At 64.4% G+C, this 20,448-nt stretch carries 16 protein-coding genes; 12 read left to right on the top strand and 4 right to left on the bottom strand.

Annotated features, from left to right (window positions below):
• Nucleotides 1–6 precede the first annotated feature (6 nt).
• The 8 genes from HAP40_RS31785 (at nt 7) to HAP40_RS31750 (ending at nt 8,189) form a co-directional block, all read left to right on the top strand.
• Entirely contained in the window at nt 7–1,041 is a 1,035-nt protein-coding gene (locus HAP40_RS31785; RefSeq protein ID WP_166813831.1) for a putative FMN-dependent luciferase-like monooxygenase, read from the top strand.
• A 37-nt stretch (nt 1,042–1,078) separates the two neighbouring features.
• Nucleotides 1,079–1,678 carry a CMD domain protein gene (locus HAP40_RS31780; protein ID WP_166813833.1) on the top strand — a complete coding sequence of 200 codons (600 nt, stop codon included), beginning with the start codon at nt 1,079–1,081 and terminating at the stop codon, nt 1,676–1,678.
• 13 nt (nt 1,679–1,691) lie between these two features.
• The gene (locus tag HAP40_RS31775) at nt 1,692–2,270 is read left to right on the top strand and encodes an alkylhydroperoxidase domain protein (protein WP_166813835.1); all 579 of its coding nucleotides are present in this window, start codon (nt 1,692–1,694) and stop codon (nt 2,268–2,270) included.
• Nucleotides 2,271–2,341: 71 nt separating this feature from the next.
• Nucleotides 2,342–3,499 (top strand): ABC transporter substrate-binding protein, encoded by a 1,158-nt coding sequence (locus tag HAP40_RS31770; protein ID WP_166813837.1) that lies wholly within the window; start codon nt 2,342–2,344, stop codon nt 3,497–3,499.
• A 57-nt stretch (nt 3,500–3,556) separates the two neighbouring features.
• Nucleotides 3,557–5,380 (top strand): ABC transporter permease, encoded by a 1,824-nt coding sequence (locus HAP40_RS31765; RefSeq protein WP_166813839.1) that lies wholly within the window; start codon nt 3,557–3,559, stop codon nt 5,378–5,380.
• Entirely contained in the window at nt 5,380–6,222 is an 843-nt protein-coding gene (locus HAP40_RS31760; protein WP_166813841.1) for an ABC transporter ATP-binding protein, read from the top strand. The genes HAP40_RS31765 and HAP40_RS31760 overlap by 1 nt, the downstream gene beginning before the upstream one ends.
• On the top strand, nt 6,219–6,959 hold the full coding sequence (locus HAP40_RS31755) for an ABC transporter ATP-binding protein (RefSeq protein ID WP_166813843.1): 741 nt from the start codon (nt 6,219–6,221) through the stop codon (nt 6,957–6,959). Before HAP40_RS31760 ends, HAP40_RS31755 begins: the two co-directional genes overlap by 4 nt.
• A gap of 171 nt (nt 6,960–7,130) precedes the next feature.
• Complete coding sequence (locus HAP40_RS31750) at nt 7,131–8,189, top strand: HoxN/HupN/NixA family nickel/cobalt transporter (RefSeq protein WP_414645352.1); 1,059 nt, start codon at nt 7,131–7,133, stop codon at nt 8,187–8,189.
• A gap of 27 nt (nt 8,190–8,216) precedes the next feature.
• Here HAP40_RS31750 and HAP40_RS31745 read toward each other — a convergent pair whose 3' ends face one another.
• The 3 genes from HAP40_RS31745 to HAP40_RS31735 form a co-directional block, all read right to left on the bottom strand.
• The gene (locus tag HAP40_RS31745) at nt 8,217–9,731 is read right to left on the bottom strand and encodes an ATP-binding protein (RefSeq protein ID WP_166813845.1); all 1,515 of its coding nucleotides are present in this window, start codon (nt 9,729–9,731) and stop codon (nt 8,217–8,219) included.
• Between the two features lie 105 nt (nt 9,732–9,836).
• The gene (locus HAP40_RS31740) at nt 9,837–10,655 is read right to left on the bottom strand and encodes a YkgJ family cysteine cluster protein (protein ID WP_166813847.1); all 819 of its coding nucleotides are present in this window, start codon (nt 10,653–10,655) and stop codon (nt 9,837–9,839) included.
• Between the two features lie 608 nt (nt 10,656–11,263).
• Entirely contained in the window at nt 11,264–12,328 is a 1,065-nt protein-coding gene (locus tag HAP40_RS31735; RefSeq protein ID WP_166813849.1) for a ketopantoate reductase family protein, read from the bottom strand.
• Between the two features lie 432 nt (nt 12,329–12,760).
• On the opposite strand from HAP40_RS31735, the gene HAP40_RS31730 reads away from it, so the two are divergent.
• Together HAP40_RS31730 and HAP40_RS31725 are read left to right on the top strand one after the other, a co-directional pair.
• Nucleotides 12,761–12,970: a hypothetical protein gene (locus HAP40_RS31730; RefSeq protein WP_166813851.1), complete on the top strand. Its 210-nt coding sequence runs from the start codon at nt 12,761–12,763 to the stop codon at nt 12,968–12,970.
• Nucleotides 12,971–13,022: 52 nt separating this feature from the next.
• On the top strand, nt 13,023–14,105 hold the full coding sequence (locus tag HAP40_RS31725; RefSeq protein ID WP_166813853.1) for an alpha/beta hydrolase family protein: 1,083 nt from the start codon (nt 13,023–13,025) through the stop codon (nt 14,103–14,105).
• Nucleotides 14,106–14,196: 91 nt separating this feature from the next.
• On the opposite strand, the gene HAP40_RS31720 is transcribed toward HAP40_RS31725, so the two are convergent.
• Nucleotides 14,197–14,676 carry a MarR family winged helix-turn-helix transcriptional regulator gene (locus HAP40_RS31720; protein ID WP_166813855.1) on the bottom strand — a complete coding sequence of 160 codons (480 nt, stop codon included), beginning with the start codon at nt 14,674–14,676 and terminating at the stop codon, nt 14,197–14,199.
• Between the two features lie 499 nt (nt 14,677–15,175).
• Between HAP40_RS31720 and HAP40_RS31715 the strand changes: the two genes are divergently transcribed.
• Nucleotides 15,176–16,750 carry a porin gene (locus HAP40_RS31715; protein WP_166813857.1) on the top strand — a complete coding sequence of 525 codons (1,575 nt, stop codon included), beginning with the start codon at nt 15,176–15,178 and terminating at the stop codon, nt 16,748–16,750.
• Nucleotides 16,751–17,970: 1,220 nt separating this feature from the next.
• Complete coding sequence (locus tag HAP40_RS31710; RefSeq protein ID WP_166813859.1) at nt 17,971–19,545, top strand: porin; 1,575 nt, start codon at nt 17,971–17,973, stop codon at nt 19,543–19,545.
• Nucleotides 19,546–20,448 lie beyond the last annotated feature (903 nt).

The following is a 20,448-nucleotide window of genomic DNA, read 5'->3' as shown; positions in this document are numbered from 1 at the left end:
GGTCGTATGAAACGCTTTGCAAACCTGAAACGACTGGGCTTCTTCACGCGCCTCCTCGACGAGGCGCCTCCCGCCGAGCGATATCGCTTCGCGGCCGAGCAGATCGTGCGCGCAGAGAAAGCGGGACTGGATTCCGCGTGGATCGCACAGCATCATTTCCATGAGCGCGAAGGCGGCCTGCCGTCGCCCTTCGCCTTCCTCGGCTACGTTGCCGCGCAGACCTCGCGCATCCGCCTCGGCACGGGCATCGTGACCTTGCCGCTGGAGAATGCGGTGCGGGTGGCGGAGGATGCTGCGGTGCTCGACCTGCTCTGCAACGGCCGTTTCGAGCTCGGCGTCGGCACCGGCGGCAATCCGTCGGCCTTCGCCGCCTTCGGCCTCGACAGCAGCCAGCGCAACGAGATTTTTGCCCGCAATCTGGAGGTCGTCCGCGCCGCGCTGGTCGGCAAACCTCTTGATGGCGGCGACACGCTCTATCCGCAACGGCCGCAATTGGACAAGCGCATCTGGCAGGCGACATTCTCGGTTGCGGGCGGCGCCCGGGCCGGCAAGGCGGGCGATGGCCTGTTGCTGTCACGCACGCAGCCGCGGGCCAAGGAGGCGCCGCGTGCGACACTCGCCGAAATCCAGAACCCGATCATCGACGCCTATCTCGCAGCGCTCCCGCCGGGATGCGAGCCCCGCATCATGGCCTCGCGCAGCGTCTTCGTCGCCGACGATCATGCCGAAGCGATGCGGCTTGCCGATATCGGGCTAAGGCGTGCGCTGCCGCAATTCCTCAAGGGCGGTCACGCCAGGCCCGGCGAGACGCTGGAGGAGATGATCACGGCGTTCGACACCCATGTCGGCGCGGCCGACGGCGTCATCGCTTCGCTCCGTGCCGATGCCACGCTGGAGCGGGTGACCGATCTGGTGTTCCAGGCCCATTCGGTCGACGCGCCGCACCCCTATACCCTGCGCTCGATCGAGCTGGTCGCGGACAAGGTCGCGCCGGCACTGGGCTGGATCCGGACCGCACCTGGTGTGGCGTTGGCAGGCTAGTCGGAATGAACGGGATGTCGTTGCACGAGGCTGAATGATGAGCACCAAGGATATCATCGACACGCTCGCCGGGATCGAACCGGGATCGGCTCTGGACGCCATCCGCGCGCGCCGACTTCAGGCGCGCGAGAACGCGCAGAAGAGCTATCTCGCCTTGTTCGAGCCGATCGATGCGAGCGATTTCTCGCTGGCCGAGCGTGTCGCGGTCGCGGCCTTCGTGACCGGGCTGCATGGCGAGTCTCCGGTCGCTTCCTTCTATCGCGAGAAGCTTGCCGCGACGACGGATGGAGCGGCGCTTGCCGAGGCCATCCAGGTCGAGATCGAGCGCGGCCAGACCTCGGGCCCCTACGGTGCCTTTCCGGCCGGCCCGTTGTCGATCGAGAACAAGGCCGGTTTGATCTATCGCGTCAGCGCGGAGCGCAAGCCCGGTCTCGGCGCCCGGCTCGTGGCCGTGCTCGAGCATGCGCACCTCCTGGTCTTTCGTCCGCGCGATGCTGCCTCCGCGGACATGAAGGCGCTGCTGGCTGCCGGCTGGTCGACCACCGGCATCGTCACCTTCTCCCAACTCGTTGCGTTTCTGTCGTTCCAGGTGCGCGTCGTCAGCGGTTTGCGCACGCTCGCCGCCGCGAAGGCATGAGAGGAGCCTGCATATGAGCGCCACCGTCAATCCACCCGTCGTCTTCACCCAGGACGAGCTCGGCTGGGTGTCGTGGATCGATCCGCTGCCCGAGGCTGAGCTGACCGAACGGCATTTCGCCGGCCTCGTCGATCGCGCCCGCGCCAAGTCGGAATATTTCCGCCTGCTGGTGCGCGACCCCGACGTGCTGGAAGCCCGCACCAGGACCGACAAGGACATTTTCTACAACGTCGCCGATGGCTTGCCGCGCGCCGAGCGCGAGCTCGCGGCCGCCGCGACCTCGCGCTACAATGGCTGCATCTATTGCGCCTCGGTGCATGCGCGCTTTGCCAGCACCTATTCCAAGCGCCGCGACGACGTGCAGCGTCTGCTCGATGAAGGCGTCGGTGCCGATCTCGGCCAGCGCTGGAATGCGGTGGTCAAGGCCTCGGTCGCTTTGGCCGAGACGCCGATCGCGTTCGGTCCCGACAATATCCAGGAGCTGCGCCAGGCCGGGCTCGACGACGCCGAGATCGTCGACGTCATCAACGGCGCCTCCTTCTTCAACTGGGCGAACCGGCTGATGCTGTCGCTCGGCGAGCCTTCGAAATGAGCAATCCGGCCGGCACAGAAATTGCTGTTATCAACGCTGACCGTATCAACGCTGAGTGGATGGAGCGGTAAATGAGCAAGATCGATCGCCGTACCCTGGTCAAAGGCTCTTTCGGCGCGATGATGGCGGGCGCGGCCTTTTCGCGCGCCGCGTTCGCGCAATCCTCCGAGCCGATCCTGCTCGGCGTCAGCGGACCCCTCACGGGACCGAATGCACAGTATGGCACGCAGTGGAAGCAGGGCTTCGATCTCGCACTCGACGAGATCCAGGCTGCCGGCGGCATCAGCGGCCGCAAGCTCGCCTACCAGTTCGAGGACAGCCAGAGCGACCCGCGCCAGTCGGTGGCGATCGCCCAAAAGTTCCTATCCGATCCCCGCATCGTCATGGAGCTCGGCGATTTCTCGAGCCCGGCCTCGATGGCGGCCTCGCCGATCTATCAGCGCGGCGGCCTCGTGCAGTTCGGCTTCACCAATTCGCACCCCGATTTTACCAAGGGTGGCGACTTCATGTGGAGCACGTCCGTGAGCCAGGCCGACGAGCAACCGCTGCTGGCGTCCTATGCCGTGAAGCGGCTCGGCCTGAAGAAGCTCGCGGTGCTGCACCTCAACACCGATTGGGGCCGCACCAGCCGGGACTATTTCGTCAAGGCCGCCAAGGAATACGGCGCCGAGATCGCGGTGACCGAGGGCTACATCGCGGAGGAGCGCGACTTCCGCTCCACGCTGGTGCGCGTGCGCGACGCCAATCCGGACGGTCTGATCCTGATCTCCTATTATTCCGATGGCGCGCTGATCGCGCGTCAGGCCCGGCAGGTCGGGCTGAAGCAGGTGATCTGCGCGGCAAGCTCGGTCTACTCGCCGAAATTTCTGGAGCTGGGCGGCGAGGCCGTCGAGGACGTCCATGTCGGTACGCGCTACTTTCCGGAAGACCCGCGGCCCGAGGTGCAGAAATTCATTGCGGGCTTCAAGAGCAAATACAACGGGCTCGAGCCCGATGCTTTCAACGCCTACGCCTATGATGCGATGAACATGGCGGCTGCCGTGGTGAAGATCGGCGGCACCGACCGCAAGGCGATCCGCGACGCCTTCGCCAAGGTCAAGGACGTTCCGAGCGTCATCTTCGGCACCGCGACGTTCGACGTCGCGACCCGCCGGGTCAAGGGCGCCATGAACGCCGAGCTCGTCGTCCGCAAGGGGCAGTTCGCGCTCTGGGACGGCAAGCCGACCTGACATGATGGCCGGAGCGCGCCGCTCCGGCCGCCTTTCTTTCCACGCGGGGACCAACGTTTGTCTTCCTGGCTCGATTACACGATCAACGGGCTGATCGTCGGCAATGTCTATGCCCTCGTTGCGGTCGGGCTCGCGCTGATCTTCGGCGTCAGCCGGCTGATCAACTTTGCGCAAGGCTCGATCTACCTCGTCGGCGCCTATATCGGCTGGGTCGCGGTGGTGCAGCTGCATACGCCGCTCCCGCTCACCATCATTGTGGTCGCTGCCGTTGCGGCGATCGTCGGGTTGATCATCGAGCGGTTTGGTCTGCGGCCGCTCCAGAACTCCGTTCGCATTGCGCCGCTGCTCGCGACCATCGGCATCAGCTTCGTGCTCGATCAGCTGGTGATGCTGACCTTCTCGCCCAATCCGCGGGCGCTTCCGAGCCAGTTGCCGGATGTCCGCTTCCAGGTCGGTGGCGGGACGATCGGACTGCTTGATCTGCTCATTGCGGGTGTCGGCCTCAGCAGCGCGCTGCTGCTGTTCGTGTTCCTGCGTTACACCAAGCTCGGCTGGGCCGTGCGTGCCACCGCGCAGGATCGCGACGCCGCCATGCAGATGGGCGTCGACGTCAACCGCGTCAATCAGACCGTGTTCGGCATCGCGTCGGCGCTCGGCGGCGTGTCCGGCATGCTGGTCGGCATGTACTACAACCAGATCGACACCGCGATGAGCCTTCAGGCGACGCTCAAGGGCGTCGTCGCGGAAGTCGTCGGCGGCGCCGGCAACGTGCCGGGGGCGGTGATCGGCAGCCTGTTGCTCGGATTGGTCGAGAGCTACGGCGTCGCCGTGCTCGGCACCAGCTACCGCAATTTGTTCGCCTTCCTGCTCCTGGTCGTCGTGCTCGTGCTGCGGCCGAACGGCCTGTTCGTCAGCGCGCGGCAGGCACCGCCCGAGCCGCTCACCGGCACGTTCATCGCACCGAGCCGCCCGGTGCACATTCCGCGCTGGGCGTTGTTGGTCGCCGTCGCCGGCTTTTTGATCCTGCCGCTGTTTCCGGTGTCGTTCTACGTGCTCCAGACCCTGATCAACGCCTGGCTGCTCGGCATGCTCGCGCTGAGTCTCACGCTGGTCGCGGGCACGATGGGGCAGGTTTCGCTCGGTCATGCCGCGCTGCTCGCCATCGGCGCCTACACGTCCGCGTTGCTGTCGCTGATATTGGCTGTCCCCGTCGGCCTTGCCATCATCGGCGGCGGCCTGATGAGCGCCGCACTCGGCACGCTTCTGATTTCGCCATCGTTCCGCCTGCGTGGGCATTACGTGTCGATCGCAACGCTGGCCATCGGCGAGATCGTGGCGCTGGTGATCCTGAATTGGGAAAGCGTCACACGCGGTCCGATTGGAATCTCCGGCATTCCGCCGCTGTCGCTGTTCGGCTACGATCTGATCAGTCCGACGTCGATCTACTGGTTCAGCCTTGCGGTGATGGTCGTGCTCGCCCTGCTCCAGGGACGTCTGCTGGCCTCGCATCTCGGCCGCAGCTTCCGCGCCATCCGCGACGACGATACCGCCGCGCGCGCCTATGGCCTCAGCCTCAACCGTTACAAGTCGCTCGCCTTCATCTTCGGCGGCTTCGCCGCCGGCATCAGCGGCGGCATTGCCGCGCATCTTTACTCCTACATCAACCACGAGACCTTCAACACGCAGCAATCCATCCTGGCGCTCACGGTCGTCATCCTCGGCGGCCTCGGCAATGTCGTCGGTGCCATCCTTGGAGCGGTCGCGCTGGTCGGCCTGCCGGAAGTCTTCCGGATCGCGGCGGAGTACCGCATCCTGATCTACGGCATCGTGCTGTTGCTGCTGGTGCGGTTCAGGCCGCAGGGCCTGCTGGGGACGATCTGATGGTGGAGCAGCTGAACTCGATGCTGTCCCTGCGCGGCTTGACGCGCCGCTTCGGCGGCCTCACCGCGGTCGACGCCATCGATCTCGACCTTTCCAAAGGCGAGCTCATCAGCATCATCGGCCCGAACGGCGCCGGCAAGACGACGCTGTTCAACCTCGTGACCGGCCTCGACCGGCCCGATGGCGGCGTGGTCCACTTCGAGGGAGAGGACATCACGGGCCTGTCGCCGGAACGACTCGCGGCCGAAGGTATCGCACGCACCTTCCAGCTCGGCCGCGTTTTCGGCAATCTCAGCGTGATGGACAACGTGCTGATCGGCGCGCATACGCGACTGCGCGCGGTCAGGCCGGCCGTGCCGGTGATCGGTCCGCTGCTGGAATTGGGCCTCGCGCTGCTGCGTCCCGGCAGCGTCAAGGCTGAAGAGGAGCGGCTGCGCGAGGAGGTGAGGGCCATCCTCGCCCGCTTCGGCGAGCGGCTGCTGCCGCGGATCGATCAGCCGGCCTATAGCCTGTCCTATGCCAACCGCCGCCGTGTCGAGATCGCCCGTGCGCTGGCGTTGAAGCCCCGTCTGCTGCTGCTGGACGAGCCCACCGCCGGCATGAATCCGACCGAAACCGCGGAGATGCAGGCGCTCGTCGCCGAGCTGAAGGCGGAAGGGCTGACCATCCTCCTGATCGAGCACAAGCTGGAGATGGTGATGCGCCTCTCCGATCGCGTCATCGTCATGGACGAGGGCAAGAAGATCGCGGAAGGGCCGGGCGAAGAAGTACGGAGAGATGCCAAGGTGATCGAGGCCTATCTCGGCCACGGGCTGGCGACAAAGCAGGAGAGCGCGGCATGACCAACCTTTCTCCCGAACCGCTGCTGGCGCTGTCGAACGTCAATACCTTCTACGGTCAGGCCCAGGTGCATTTCGACCTGTCGATAGCGGTCGGGCGCGGCCACATCGTCTGCCTGCTCGGCGGCAATGCCAGCGGCAAGTCGACGACGATGAAGATCATCCTGGGCTTGGTGAAGCCGCGCTCCGGTGACGTGACGTTCGATGGCGTCTCCTTGATCGGGCTGACCACGCCGCAGATCGTCCGCCGCGGTATCGCCTCGGTGCCGGAAGCGCGGCGGCTGTTCGCCGACATGAGCGTCCGCGAGAACATCCTGATGGGCGCCTTCGTGCGTAACGACCGCGACGCGGTCGCGCAGGATCTCGACAGGATGCTCACGCTGTTCCCGAAGCTCGGCCAGCGGCTGCCGCAGCGCGCCGGCTCGCTTTCCGGCGGCGAGCAGCAGATGGTGGCGATGGCGCGCGCATTGATGAGCCGCCCCCGCATGATCGTGATGGACGAGCCGACCATGGGCCTGTCACCGCTCTATGTCGATCGCGTGCTGGAACTGATCCGTACCATCAACCAGGAGGGCGTCTCGGTGTTCATGGTCGAGCAGAATGCCAGCCTCGCGCTCGAGATCGCGCACGAAGCCTATGTGCTCCAGACCGGCAAGATCGTGCTGTCAGGCCCGGCGCGGACATTGAAGGACGATCCCCGCATCCGCGATGCCTATCTGGGTGGTTCCGAGGCGGCGTAGGGGGAGCTGACGGATCTACGCCGTCATGGCCGGGACAAACCCGGGCATGACGACCTCCCGCAAACTCGCATAGGCGGTCGGCAGGCCAAAGCCCGGACTGGCCAGTGTGAGAATTCTATGAAAATATCATACCGGTGGCGCGGCGGGGCGTGCAACGGACGGATTGGGATCTTGACGAGATGGTCTTTGCGGGCGGTCGAGCCCGGCGTGGCGTTGCTGTTCGGCGGGCTCGTCACCGCCAATGTCGCTGCCTGGGCCTGGGCCTTCGCGGCGTTCGGCGATCGTCCCACGGTGATGGCGACCGCGCTGCTCGCCTGGGTGTTTGGCCTGCGCCACGCCGTCGATGCCGATCACATCGCCGCCATCGACAATGTCGTGCGCAAGCTGATGCAGGCGGGCGGCGCGCCGCGCAGCGTCGGTCTCTTTTTCGCGCTCGGCCATTCCACCGTGGTCGTGGTCGCGACCATGCTGCTGGCGCTCGGCGTCGTGAGCCTTGGCGGCGACAGCCTGCTCAAGGAGATCGGCGGGCTGATCGGTACGTCGGTCTCGGCGCTGTTCCTGCTGGTGATCGCGGCCATCAATCTCGCCATCTTCGCCGGCTTGTGGCGGACGTTCCGCTTGGCGCGCGCGCAGGGCGTTCACGACGCCGCAGGTCTCGATGCGCTGCTCGCCAAGCGCGGATTCCTGGCGCGGCTGCTTGGCCCGATGTTCCGCCTGGTGACGAAGCCCTGGCATATGTATCCGCTCGGATTGCTGTTCGGGCTCGGCTTCGACACCGCGACCGAGATCGGCCTGCTCAGCATCTCCGCCGGCGAAGCCGCGCGCGGTGCTGCACTCGCCGACGTGCTGGTCTTTCCGGCACTGTTCGCGGCCGGCATGGCGCTGGTCGATACCGCCGACTCCGCGCTGATGGTCAGCGCCTATCGCTGGGCCTTCGTCGATCCCCTGCGCAAGCTCTGGTACAATCTCACGATCACGGGGGCCTCCGTCGCGGTTGCGCTGTTCATCGGTGGCGTCGAGGCGTTCGGCCTGATCGCGGAGCGGCTCGGCCTGTCCGGCGGCATCTGGTCGGTGGTCGACGGCCTCAACGAGTCGCTGGCGAATGTCGGCTTCGTCGTGATCGCGCTGTTCGCGGTGGCCTGGCTCGTCTCGGTCCTGCTCTATCGCCGCATGTTTGCGGACGAGGCGCGCCGTTCGCCCGATGCAGCCCGCAGTTTCGAGGCGGCCTGACGATGAGACGCTTCTAAATCGCCGGGATCAGAGCGCCGCGGCGCTCTGTGCAGGTTCTGCCGGCAAATCGTCGCCATTGGGATCGCCCGGCGCCGTCGCCCAGGCGAGCTCCACCAGCGTCACGATCCGGCGTCCGCCGCCGTCGAGCTGGACGACGATCAGGCCCTGCTCCTCCATATAGCCGAGCAGCCGCTGCGCGCGGCGCAGCGAATGCGAGCCATAGGCGCGCGCGATCGCGGCGTCCCCGGGGCAGGGCCAGCCTTCCTTGGCCGCGCGCGCGATCATCATGAACACGCCCTGCATGTCGTCGGGCAGGATCGAGGCGCGCAGCGACACGTCCTGCCAGGCGTCGTCTTCCGCAAGCTCCGCGCCGAGCCCGGCCCGCGCATGCGTCAGCATGCGGCGGAATTCGTTGAGATCGGGCACCGCGGCGCCGAGTCCCTCGATGCGGCAGCGGACCACGAACTCCTGATAGAGCACGCCGATGGCGCGGAAGCCGGCATCGGGCTCCGCCAGCACGGCGCGAAGGGTGCGGTCCACGCGCTCGCGCCGCTCCGCCAGCTCTTCCGCGCTCACCGGCACCTCGGCGATCTCGGGCCGGATCTCCGGCGTGGCGGCCGCCCTTGCGGCGCGCAGTTGCTCGAGCAGGTCAGGCGCCGGCCTTCGCTGCGGCCGGCTGGCATCGGGCGGGGGCGCGGCCAGGATCACGGCGCGCGCATCCTCCAGGGTCGCTTCCGGCAGCGGCATCAGCCGCGGCGTCGAATTGCGCGGGCTCGTGTCGGTCGGGCCGATGTTCAAGCGGAGCGGACGGCGCGAGAGCGCAGGTCCCAGCGCCATGAATTGCCCACGCTCGAGGTCGCGAAAGGCCTCGGCCTGCCGCCGCTCCATGCCGAGCAGATCGGCGGCGCGCGCCATGTCGATGTCGAGGAAGGTGCGGCCCATCAGGAAGTTGGAGGCTTCCGCCGCGACGTTCTTGGCGAGCTTCGCCAGCCGCTGCGTCGCGATGACGCCGGCGAGGCCGCGCTTGCGGCCGCGGCACATCAGATTGGTCATCGCGCCGAGCGAGAGTTTGCGCGCCTCGTCCGAGACTTCGCCGGCCACCGCCGGCGCAAACAGCTGCGCCTCGTCGACCACCACCAGCATCGGGTACCAATGGTCGCGGTCGACGTCGAACATCCCGCCGAGGAACGCGGCGGCACGGCGCATCTGGTTCTCGGCATCGAGGCCTTCGAGATTGAGCACGGTGGAGACGCGATGCAGCCGCGCGCGCTCGCCGGCGACCTGAAGGCCGCGCTCGGTGTGATCCTCGGCCTCGATCACCAGATGGCCGAAGCGCTCGGCCAACGTGACGAAATCGCCTTCGGGGTCGATGATGGCCTGCTGCACCCAGGGCGCGCTCTGCTCCAGCAGCCGCCGCAACAGATGCGACTTGCCGGAGCCCGAATTGCCCTGCACCAGGAGACGGGTCGCCAGCAGTTCCTCGAGGTCCATGGCCGCCGCGGCGCCTGCCGTGGTCTGCCCCATCTCGATCGCAACCGTCATGTCCCCGACTCAAGTCCCCGTCATTCGCGGACAGCGGCTTATCAACCCGGCCGGGGCGCGTCGAGCGCTACCGCGCGAATCGGGCCGCGTTGCCCACGGCGGAGTTCAGGCGTGATGCGACAACCGTAGAAGTGCGGGCCGATAGGGAGCTTGTGGATCGTCATCCCCGGTCTCGGGGATGGTGCAGGAGCCGAACTCCTGCCTGATGCGCTCGATCTCGGCGATGCGTTCGTGCAGCCGCTGCAAATGCTCCGGCGACTTCGCCCGCCAGAACCGGAAAGTATCGGCGGTGAGCGGCAGGAACGCGGTTCCGAACGGCGTCGGGTCGCGAACCAACGTGCGTCCAAGCAGCAGGAATCGGTCGGCGCCGGAGACCACGAGGGTCGCATAGCCACGGTTGCCGATCCGCCTGATCCCGTTCAGCGACCATTCGACGAGCTTGCTGAAATACGGTTCCTCGCGCCAGCGGTCGGGACATTCGTCATCGACCGTCACATTGACCGCATCCTGGCTGAAATGCACCACGAGGCCCGCCTGCGCGGGAAACCAGGAATCGTCGAGATGGCCCTGCAGCCAGGCACAGACGAACGACCGGCACATCTGCGGGCGGCGATCGTAAATGGTGCATCCCGTGCCCGTCTGCCAATGCCTGCAGAGCTGGTTCACCGGCTTGTCGACGGCGGCCACCTCCAGAATATCGCAGCAGGCGTTGCATGAGCCGCATTGCCGGGCGGGCCGCGCCGTCTTCGGCAGGCCGGTCGCGCGAAAGCCCTGGCCGTCGCGGGCCAGCAGCTTCTGCTTCTCCAGCGCACCCAACGCACGTTCGATCTTGAGGCGGGACAGCCCGGTGGCGTCGATCACGCCTTTCATCGTCGTCGCGCCTGCCTCGACCGCGCGGACGACGCTCAGCATCGCCTGATCCATTGTTGTTGTTCTTCTTGTTTCTCTCAGCCGAGCATTGCGATCGCGCCGGAACAGCAGACCGGCAAACAGGTGATAAACACCTGACTTAAAAAGGTATGTTGCTCATTTCTTCGGTGACTCGGCAAGAAACCGAGGCCGTGCTGGGCGCATGCAACGTTTGCGCGAATGAAGGGAGTGCACCAAAAGAGCGCCCATTCGCGCCGATCTGGCGCGCTTTGCTCGTCAAGCGCCGGGATATGACAGCGGCGTGTCGTCGTCTCACGCAGTCGTGATATCAGCGGTTCGTGCGTGGGCTGGCTGTGACGGCGCGACGATCGTGGCGTGCGGCGACCGTCATTGAGTTTTCGCCACACCGGGAACAGCGTTGCGTCGAACTCCAGGGCGAGCGGCAGTGCAGAGGTGAGACGAATCTCACGCTCGGCATGGCATGACGAAGATCAGGATCTGTGAACTCGGGACCCGTTAGCTAGGCCGATGAGCGTTCGACGTCGGAGGGCAGCGGCCGGCATCCCGCGCTCGCCTCATTTGTTCGCGCCCCGCTGTTCGAACTTTTGGCCCGGCTTGCCGTGATTTGCGAGCGTGCGCGCGGCGCCCGCCGGAACGGCGCGCTATTGCGCGCCGGATCCGCCCTGCACGATCTTCTCGTTCAGCTTCTGGTCCACGGTCTCGACCGTGCGGTCGATCTCGGGGTTGGGCACGCCGAGCTGATGCGAGATCAGCTTCACCAGGAGATCGACGCGCTCGATGAAGGGGGCGCCGCTCGCGACCGCGCGGGCCGCCGAGGACGGCTTGAGCAGGCTTTCCGCGGCCTTGGCATATTTCGCGAACGGCACCTGGTCCTGCGGATCGGCGCCGAGGCGGCGCGCGATCGCGTCGACATGGTCATAGATCGTCTGCGAGCGCTTCAGATCGCCATGCACGGCGTCGCGGATCGACTGCGGCTCGTTGGGCGTGATGCAGCGGTAGTTGCCGGTGAGCAGCATCGACCATTTCGCCAGCGGCACGAACAGAGAATCGAACACTTTCAGCTTCACCGGCACGTCGAGCCCGTCGAGCGTCACCGCGTCGATGTCGGCCTCGAGCTCGCGCAGCACCTTGTTGTGCCTCTCGTCGGCGAAGACCGACGCCTTGAAGTTGGTGGGCAGGCCGACGTGAAGCACGTTCGCGGCCTCCTCCGGTGGACGGAACGCCTGCGGGTCGGGCGAGCACAGCGTCACCAGACCAGGCTCGAACCGCTCCCACACCTGCGCATTGGTATAGGCTTCCTCGAGGTCCATGTCCGCGAGCGCCGGGATTCGCTTCAGATAGGGCAGCGGCGGCATGTTCATGATCGACAGGCACGGCAGCTTCGCCGCGGCGATCTTGACCATGAGAACGCGCACCGTGTGGTTGGTGTATTGCGGCTCCTGCATCGCAAGGCCGACCAGATCGTAGCGGGATAGGTCGACATTGGCCGGCGTCACTGCATCCAGCTTGCCGGGCAGGTTGCGCGAGAAGATCGCCCGGTGCACCGCCTCGTCGCGCAATTTGATGCGCACCTCGGTACCGTCGCGGTTGATCAGCTCCGCCGTCTTGGCGCGGCAGACCAGGGTCACATTGTGCCCTGCCATCAGCAGCTTCGTGCCCAGCAGGGAGCCGTAAGAGGCTCCCAGAATCAATATGTTGCGCGCCATGCTTCGCCCCTTTGACAATGTGTGTGATTTTTGGCCCCGGCCGTCATCCGCGGGCGCGTTGCCGGCATGTAAAGCGAAGTCCGCGAGGATGGCAACTGGGATAATGCATACAAGATTGGCTGCGGAGTGCGTGGCCGGAGGCGTGCAGCAATCTCGATCGGCGTGGTGACTATCCCAACTCGGAACGCGCTGCGTTCCGGTTGCGGCGACACGATCTTGCGGCGCGGGGCGGGGGCGGGCCACGCGACAAGCTCTCCCCTGAGATTCCGTTCAGACGAAATTCTGATGAGTCGCACCCGACGTCGGTCGCGTCGTGCTGTTGGGGCGTGATTACGCCTTTCTGCTCCGTCTACCGATCGACGAGCAGCGCGGTCTGTTCGATCTTCCTCTGCATAGCGCCCATCGAATGCCGCCGCAGGAATTCACGACAAGTTGAACCGATCGATCTTCGCCTCTTCTATTATCGAACAAGATTTTTTTAGTCGTCTATCGCAACAAAAAAATACGAAACCGGAAAAACAAAAATGGCAGGGTGGCGAACAGAACATTGCATCAGCAACGGAGCTGAGACGTGACGATTGCGGCAGCGATGACGATTATTCCAGCGAATTTGTGTGGAAGTTGGTTTGGGCGCCGCGCTGACGGCGAAGTCGGCAAATCTGGCCCACGTTGACGACGGCGTTCGGGGGCGGACATGGAAATTGACAGCTGGCCTGACGGCTTGTGCGACGGCACCGGCCGAAGCCTCGCCCGCTTGCGGAATCGGGCGTCGAGCTTCTTCGAAAGTCTGTCGGTTGCAGAACTTGTGTGCGGCACGCGCAGGCGCACGCGAATTGCAGACTGGTTGAAGGTTGCAGACGGCTACAGAACCCAAGCCGCGTCTGCGCGCGAAGAGGGTTCGCTTCAAGCTGCGGCGGAAGCGTGGCTGTGCTCGTTGACCGCCCTGGAAGTTGTAAGGAGCCTTTCGTGCGCAGGAGATCTGGAAAGCGTGGACCTGGCAGAGAAGGTCAGGATCAGCCTCACGGGTTTCCAGGATGACGCCGGTCCGGCGATCGAGCGTGTGACGATCGACTGTTTCGGTCAGGGCACGCTGACCGGCTTCTTTCTGCCGACGCCTCCCCGGCAACCTTCCCCGCCCGTGCTGGTCTGCATCAGTGACGAGGAAATCACTCTGGGGTCGATGATGAGCAGGTTGCTGCCCGCCTCACGCTTCCAGAGCGTCTCGCTCCTGCTGGTCGATGCCGGCGTTCCATCTGCGCGTCACTCCTTCAAGCCGGAGCATATGTTGCAATGCTGGCTGGACTATCTGGAGGCTCGCCCGGATGTCGGTCAACAGCGGATCGCGATCTATGGCGAGGGGGCAGGCGCCATTCATGCGTCCCGCGTGGCCTTGTCCGACCGCAGGATTGCTGCCGCGGTTTGCGACGGCGGCCTTCTGTCGCCCGTCATGCGCCGGGCATCATTGCGCTGGATGACTCGCTCCGGGCAGGCCGCTGAGCACGGGACCGCGGCAGCTCCGCCGCTCCCGTTGCGCCGGATACCATGCCCGCTCCTCATGGCAGTCGGAAGCCGCTCAATGATATGGGAGCAGGACGCTCTCGAGCTGCAAGCCGGCTACCGGCAGGCCGGAGCCGCTTGCTTCGTCGTCGTGCCGAACCGCATCCCCCACCCCTTGGGCGAAGTTGAGAATTTCGTCGCTGTGGACGATTTCATCCTCGAATGGCTCTGCAGCAGTCTAGGGGCCGTCCGTCAAATCGAGCCCGTGACGTACCTCTAGCCGGCGTGATGGTTGTCGAACACGACTGCCGCCAGGGTCGTCTCCGGCCGACAAACATCCGACGTCCCAACGCCGGCTTCCCATCGGCGGATCAGGAAACGTCGATTGCAAGGAGGCGCGCCGCCAGCCGGGCATTTTTGGCCATCGTTGCGAGCACTGCGTTCAGCTCGGTGAGGGTCTTTTCGTCGAGGTCATTGAACAAAGTCGAGTTCAAGGCCAGCTTTCGCTTGGACAGCTTTTCGATTTCCGCCGCCGCTTTCGTCGTCAGCGACATCAGGACGAAGCGCGCATCGTCCTCGGCCGGCCGTCGCGACAGGAAGCCGCTCTTTTCGAGGCTCTTGGTTTGGTTGGTCACATAGGCCGGATGGACCCGCAGCTTGTTCGCGATGTCGATTCCAGCGACACCTCGCCCCTCATCCAGCTCCGTGACAGCCATCAGGATCAGCCATTGGGGCTCGGTAATCCCCAATAGTGCGGCCCAGCTGGTATGGATGTCCTCCAGCTGGGAGTTGATCTCGACGACATTCCAAATGAATTCCGTGATCGCCCTGTCGAGTTTTTTCTCGAACATGTGGCTCCTCATTTCCCTTGGACGGCATTTTAAAGGGAAATCGCGGCAACGTCTCGACTATTGCGCAGGATGGGGGTGGCGGATTGTCGCGTGGCGGCAACCAATTCGAACTTCAAATGCTTGCAAAAAACAATTGATTGAGTTATTCGTCATTGCACTCAAGCTTGCTGCTCTTGACCAACTCGATGGACAGCGCTGTGAGACCTCCAAGAAAGCCCTCGGGATGCCCCCTGGGGGCTTTTTCTTTTGCTTACGTAGCTTAGGCGCGTCGGATCGCGCTGTTGCGCCTGAGCAACATCCCGCCCCGATCTTCAAATTCACGAAATCAATAAATTGAGGCCATTGATTTTCTAAACTATACGTGAGTCACGACGGAGGGGGGGCACCTCACTGTCGTTTCAGTCCGGACCTTCAGTGCGGATCTGAATTGAACGGAAATAAGCGGGTAGAGCGGCTCCGGCGAGGAGCCGGCCCCCTGAACCGACCTGGAGGTTTACTAATGAAGCTTACGAAGACACTTCTTCTCGGTGCCGCTGCGGGCCTGATGGCCAGCTCCGGTGCGTTCGCAGCTGATCTTCCCGTGAAGGCCAAGGCGGTCGAGTACGTGAAGATCTGCTCCCTGTACGGCGCCGGCTTCTACTACATCCCGGGCACCGACACCTGCATCAAGCTGGGTGGTTACCTGCGCGCTGAAGTCGCGCTGGACACGAACAGCGTCTACGGTACGGCGACCGGCTCCCCGGCGGGTGGAAACAACCGCCTGAGCAACTACTACACCATGCGCGCTCGTCAGGATCTCAACATCGACACGCGCACCGCGACCGAATACGGCGTCGTCCGCACCTTCTTCGATGCGACGTTCTCCTGGACCACCGGCGGCTATCAGGGCACGGGTTCTGGGTTCGGCGGCACCGCCTATACCGGCACGCTGGGCCTCAACACTGCCGGTGCGTCGCCTGCGCTGGTCGGTTCGTCGATCAACCCGACGGACGGTGGCACCTCGGGCGGTTCGCTCGGCGTGTACTACGCCTTCATCCAGTTCGCCGGCTTCACGATGGGTAAGGCCGTGTCGCAGTTCGACGCGCCCTGGACCAACTATCCCGGCAACAATTTCGACGGTCTCGTCGGCGGCTCGGGCACGGTCACTGGTGTCAACCAGTTCACCTACACCGCTGACTTCGGTCAGGGCATCACGGCGTCGTTCTCGGCTGAAGATACGACGGCCTACTATCAGGCCGGCAACTTCAACATCAGCTCTGCGGCGGGTGCTGGTGCGATCGCCGGCTTGACCACCGGTGCGCTGGGTGCCAACGCCATCGGCGGTTCGCGTTCTCCGAACCTCGTCGGTATGGTCCGTGTCGACCAGGCTTGGGGTCTCTTCCAGGCGTCGGTCGCGGCACATGACAACCACGTTGCCTACTACGGCGCCACCGAGCCCACTGGCCACCCCGACGACAAGTGGGGTTGGGCCGTGCAGCTCGCTCTGTCGATCAAGAACATCCCGACCGGTGCGGGTGACGTGATCAACGTCTCGGGCGTCTACACCGACGGCGCGACCCGCTACAACTTCCAGAACCTGGCGGGTAGCTCGTTCCTCATGTACGGCAGCTCGGGCATTGCCTACCAGAGCGTCGCTGCGGTTGTTGCTCCGGACACCACGTTCATCACCGGTGGCCAGCAGGAGTCCGTGAAGACCTGGGGCTTCCGTGGCGCTTACACCCACAACTGGGATCCGTACTGGAACACCGCGATCTACGGTGCCTACGCGGCTGCTCAGTTCGGCGGCGGCACGAAGACCTTCCTCTGCGGAGCTGGCGGCGCCTTCTCGTCGGTTCCGGGCCTGACCTCGTGCAATCCTGACTTCAACGTCGGTCAGGTTGGCTTGATTACCCGCTGGACCCCGGTCAAGAACCTCACGTTCTCGGGCGACCTGGTCTGGACCCACATCGACCAGAAGTATTCGGGTGTCATCGCCGGCGGCAACAACTTCCCGGTCGCCAAGCCGGCTGCTGCCTACGAGCTGAAGGATCAGGACTCGATCACCCTGCTCCTCCGCGCTCAGCGCAACTGGTAATATCTCTCGAATATCTGAACGAGCACCCGGCGGGAAACCGCCGGGTGTTTTTCGTTGCGTGGCGATGCGTAGGGATCGCCGCTGGTCCGCGGAAAGTCCTTGATCTCCTCGACGAGATTTAGCCGCACCGCTCTCTGCTCTTACGCTTACTTTGTCGAGCAGCGCCGGGTGAGCCATAAAGCGAGAACACCGATCTCGAAATCCTTGTATGTCCGAGCCGAGCGGCTGCAGGCGCCGTCGTCTAACACGCGCTCGCACACAAGAACCTGCACATTCGAAATGCGATGGAATATGACCTCGCTGCCACAACAGGCACACGAGCATAGGCCGCCGAAGATGTTCGCAAGATCATTTCCCGTGGGTGCGATGGGCAAGGTTCTGCTGGCGCGCGATCTGCGCGGCGTCAAAAGTAGGCTCGTCTATGAGATCGGGGGACCGCTTGGGATGCCCTTCTTGTGACCGGCAGCGAATGTACTCGCCGTAAGTCGCGCGGTTCCTGCGCATGTAGCCGATCGTGGTGTGGTCCCAATGTAGAGACTAGGTAGAGCTCGCTACCGTTCGCTCATCGAGATAATTCGCGAGTGCGCAGTTCCCCATTCCTCCAATCGCGAGCTCGAAAATCTTTCGCACGATTTCTGCGCGGTCCGGCAGGAGCACAAACGAAGCGCGGTCGTGGGGGAGGCCAGCCGGCTTGGAGCGGCTAATATCTTCCTGCTCTCTTCGGACATTGGAACCGTCGCCGAAGTGACCGCCGGTGATTGAAATGATCACGATAAGAGGACGCTCGATTCGCGTCCCAGAGAAGATCTCAAGCCCGGCCCGGCGTCGTGCCGACTGTGGGCAGCGCGGCGGGTTCCCTGAACGATTGTCCGTATCACAGCAACGTGAAACAATAATTCCTGTTGTTTTTCAATAGGTTGCTGCACAGGGCGAGCCCGGAGCTCGCGTGATTTTTGTGCAACACCCGTCGGAAAACACGCTTCATAGGTCCGTTTCGCGACGTTCTCTTGTTGTGTGTGCGTGGGGCATCGATCATGGTGATCACGCGACGGAGGGGGGCATCCCAAGGTCGTCCCGTTTAGGTCATTCGCTTAAGTCCCTCGCGTTCATGCGGGTGTGTCCGAAGACGCGAAGGAGCCGAAAGCGGTGATTTAGAGGGAGTTGGGGAATTGGCCGTCCCGGTCAGTGACCATCCCTGAAGAGCAACTTGGAGGTTTAACATGAAGTTGGTTAAGAGCCTTTTGCTCGGCTCAGCGGCGGGTCTGATCGCCGTGGGCGGAGCGCAGGCAGCCGATCTGCCCGTGAAGGCCAAGGCGGTCGAATACGTGAAGATCTGCTCCCTGTATGGTGCGGGTTTCTACTACATCCCGGGCACCGACACCTGCATCAAGCTGGGTGGTTACCTGCGCGCTGAAGTCGCGCTGGGCACGAACAGCGTCTACGGCGCGGCGATCGGCTCCCCGGCCGGTGCGCACAACCGCCTGAGCAACTACTACACCATGCGCGCTCGTCAGGACCTCAACATCGACACGCGCACCGCGACCGAATACGGCGTCGTCCGCACCTTCTTCGATGCGACGTTCTCCTGGACCACCGGCGGCTATCAGGGCACGGGTTCTGCGTTCGGCGGCACTGCCTATACCGGCACGCTGGCCCTCAACAATGCCGGTGCGGCGCCTGCGCTGGTCGGTTCGTCGATCAACCCGACGGACGGCGGCACCTCGGGCGGTTCGCTCGGCGTGTACTACGCCTTCATCCAGTTCGCCGGCTTCACGATGGGTAAGGCCGTGTCGCAGTTCGACGCGCCCTGGACCAACTATCCCGGCAACAACTTCGACGGTCTCGTCGGCGGCAGCGGCACGGTCACTGGTGTCAACCAGTTCTCCTACACCGCTGACTTCGGTCAGGGCATCACGGCGTCGTTCTCGGCTGAAGATGCGACGGCCTACTATCAGGCCGGCAACTTCAACATCAGCTCTGCGGCGGGTGCTGCTGCGATCGCCGGTTTGACCACCGGTGCGCTGGGTGCCAACGCCATCGGCGGTTCGCGTTCTCCGAACCTCGTTGCCATGATGCGTGTCGACCAGGCTTGGGGTCTCTTCCAGGCGTCGGTTGCGGCGCATGACAACCACGTTGCCTACTACGGCGCCACCGAGCCCACTGGCCACCCCGACGACAAGTGGGGTTGGGCCGTGCAGCTCGCTCTGTCGATCAAGAACATCCCGACCGGTGCGGGTGACGTGATCAACATCTCGGGCGTCTACACGGACGGTGCGACCCGCTACAACTTCCAGAACCTGGCGGGTAGCTCGTTCGTCGCGTACGGCAACTCGGGCATTGCCTACCAGAGCGTCGCTGCGGTTGTTGCTCCGGACACCGTGTTCATCACCGGTGGCCAGCAAGAAACCGTCAAGACCTGGGGCTTCCGTGGCGCTTACACCCACAACTGGGATCCGTACTGGAACACCGCGATCTACGGTGCCTACGCGGCTGCTCAGTTCGGCAGCGGCGCGAAGACCTTCCTCTGCGGAGTTGGCGGCGCCTTCTCGTCGGTTCCGGGCCTGACCTCGTGCAATCCTGACTTCAACGTCGGTCAGGTTGGTTTGATCACCCGCTGGACCCCGGTCAAGAACCTCACGTTCTCGGCCGACCTGAACTGGACCCACATCGACCAGAAGTATTCCGGTGTCATCGCCGGCGGCAACAACTTCCCGGTCGCCAAGCCGGCTGCTGCCTACGAGCTGAAGGATCAGGACTCGATCACCCTGCTCCTCCGCGCTCAGCGCAACTGGTAATAATACCTCTCGAATATCTGAACGAGCACCCGGCGGGAAACCGCCGGGTGTTTTTCGTTGCGTGGCGATTCGCAACCTGATGGAGTGAAAGCGCAATCCGGCGCTCGCTCGGCATCTCTCACGATCCCGGATTGGCGCGGAGCCCGTCATCGGGTCCGCATTGGCGCGACCCGTTGGCTCCATCCGGGCTGCAGCTCTCGCCCTGTGTCGCCCCTGTCAATCCGTCCGGACGAAAATATTCCGCTTTACCGAAATTCGGAAACGGCGTATGTGTCGCCCATCCCGGCTCGCCCTTGAGGGGCGGTCATGTGTCGTGTGATCGCAGGGCCGGGCTTGCGGTGGACGCAGCAGCGTCGTGCGCGAGAGGCGTGGGCAGGGCGGATTGCTCTCCGTGAGCCCAGGGCTTTGCGTGGACGAGCGGCGCTGTCAGGTTCGTCGCGTCATATTCCGATGGCAACGTGCACAACGCCGTCGGACCCTGTGGCGCCAACGGGCCGTGCGTACGGCAAAACCGTATGGTCCTGGCCGTCGTTGCTACGGTCAAGCCCCGGCGGATGCGGCACTGGCGTCAACCGGCGCGGTGCCGGCGACTTTCGCCGGGGTGAGGGAGGCCAGAAGGAACTCGGCTCCCGGGAGAGCACGGCATAAGCCGTCCGACCATCGCGCAGGGAAGGCCGTGTGTTGGGCTTCACCTGTATGCTGCTGTGCGGTTCTTCCTGCGTGTGCCTTTCGCGCAGTGGACCGCGGGTGCCGCCGGCACCCGGCCTTCCCTGCGCCCTCTTGGTTATAGGGCGAAGTGACGAAGCAAAGCTCGGGCGAAAAGCGCCGCGAGGCTGTGAAGCCGTGTCTGCAGCCAAGCACTCGGTGTCATCGTCCGGCTTGACCGGACGATCCAATATTCCG

The organism is Bradyrhizobium sp. 1(2017) (assembly GCF_011602485.2).
Taxonomy (GTDB): domain Bacteria; phylum Pseudomonadota; class Alphaproteobacteria; order Rhizobiales; family Xanthobacteraceae; genus Bradyrhizobium.
This window is presented reverse-complemented; position numbering and strand designations above follow the sequence as displayed.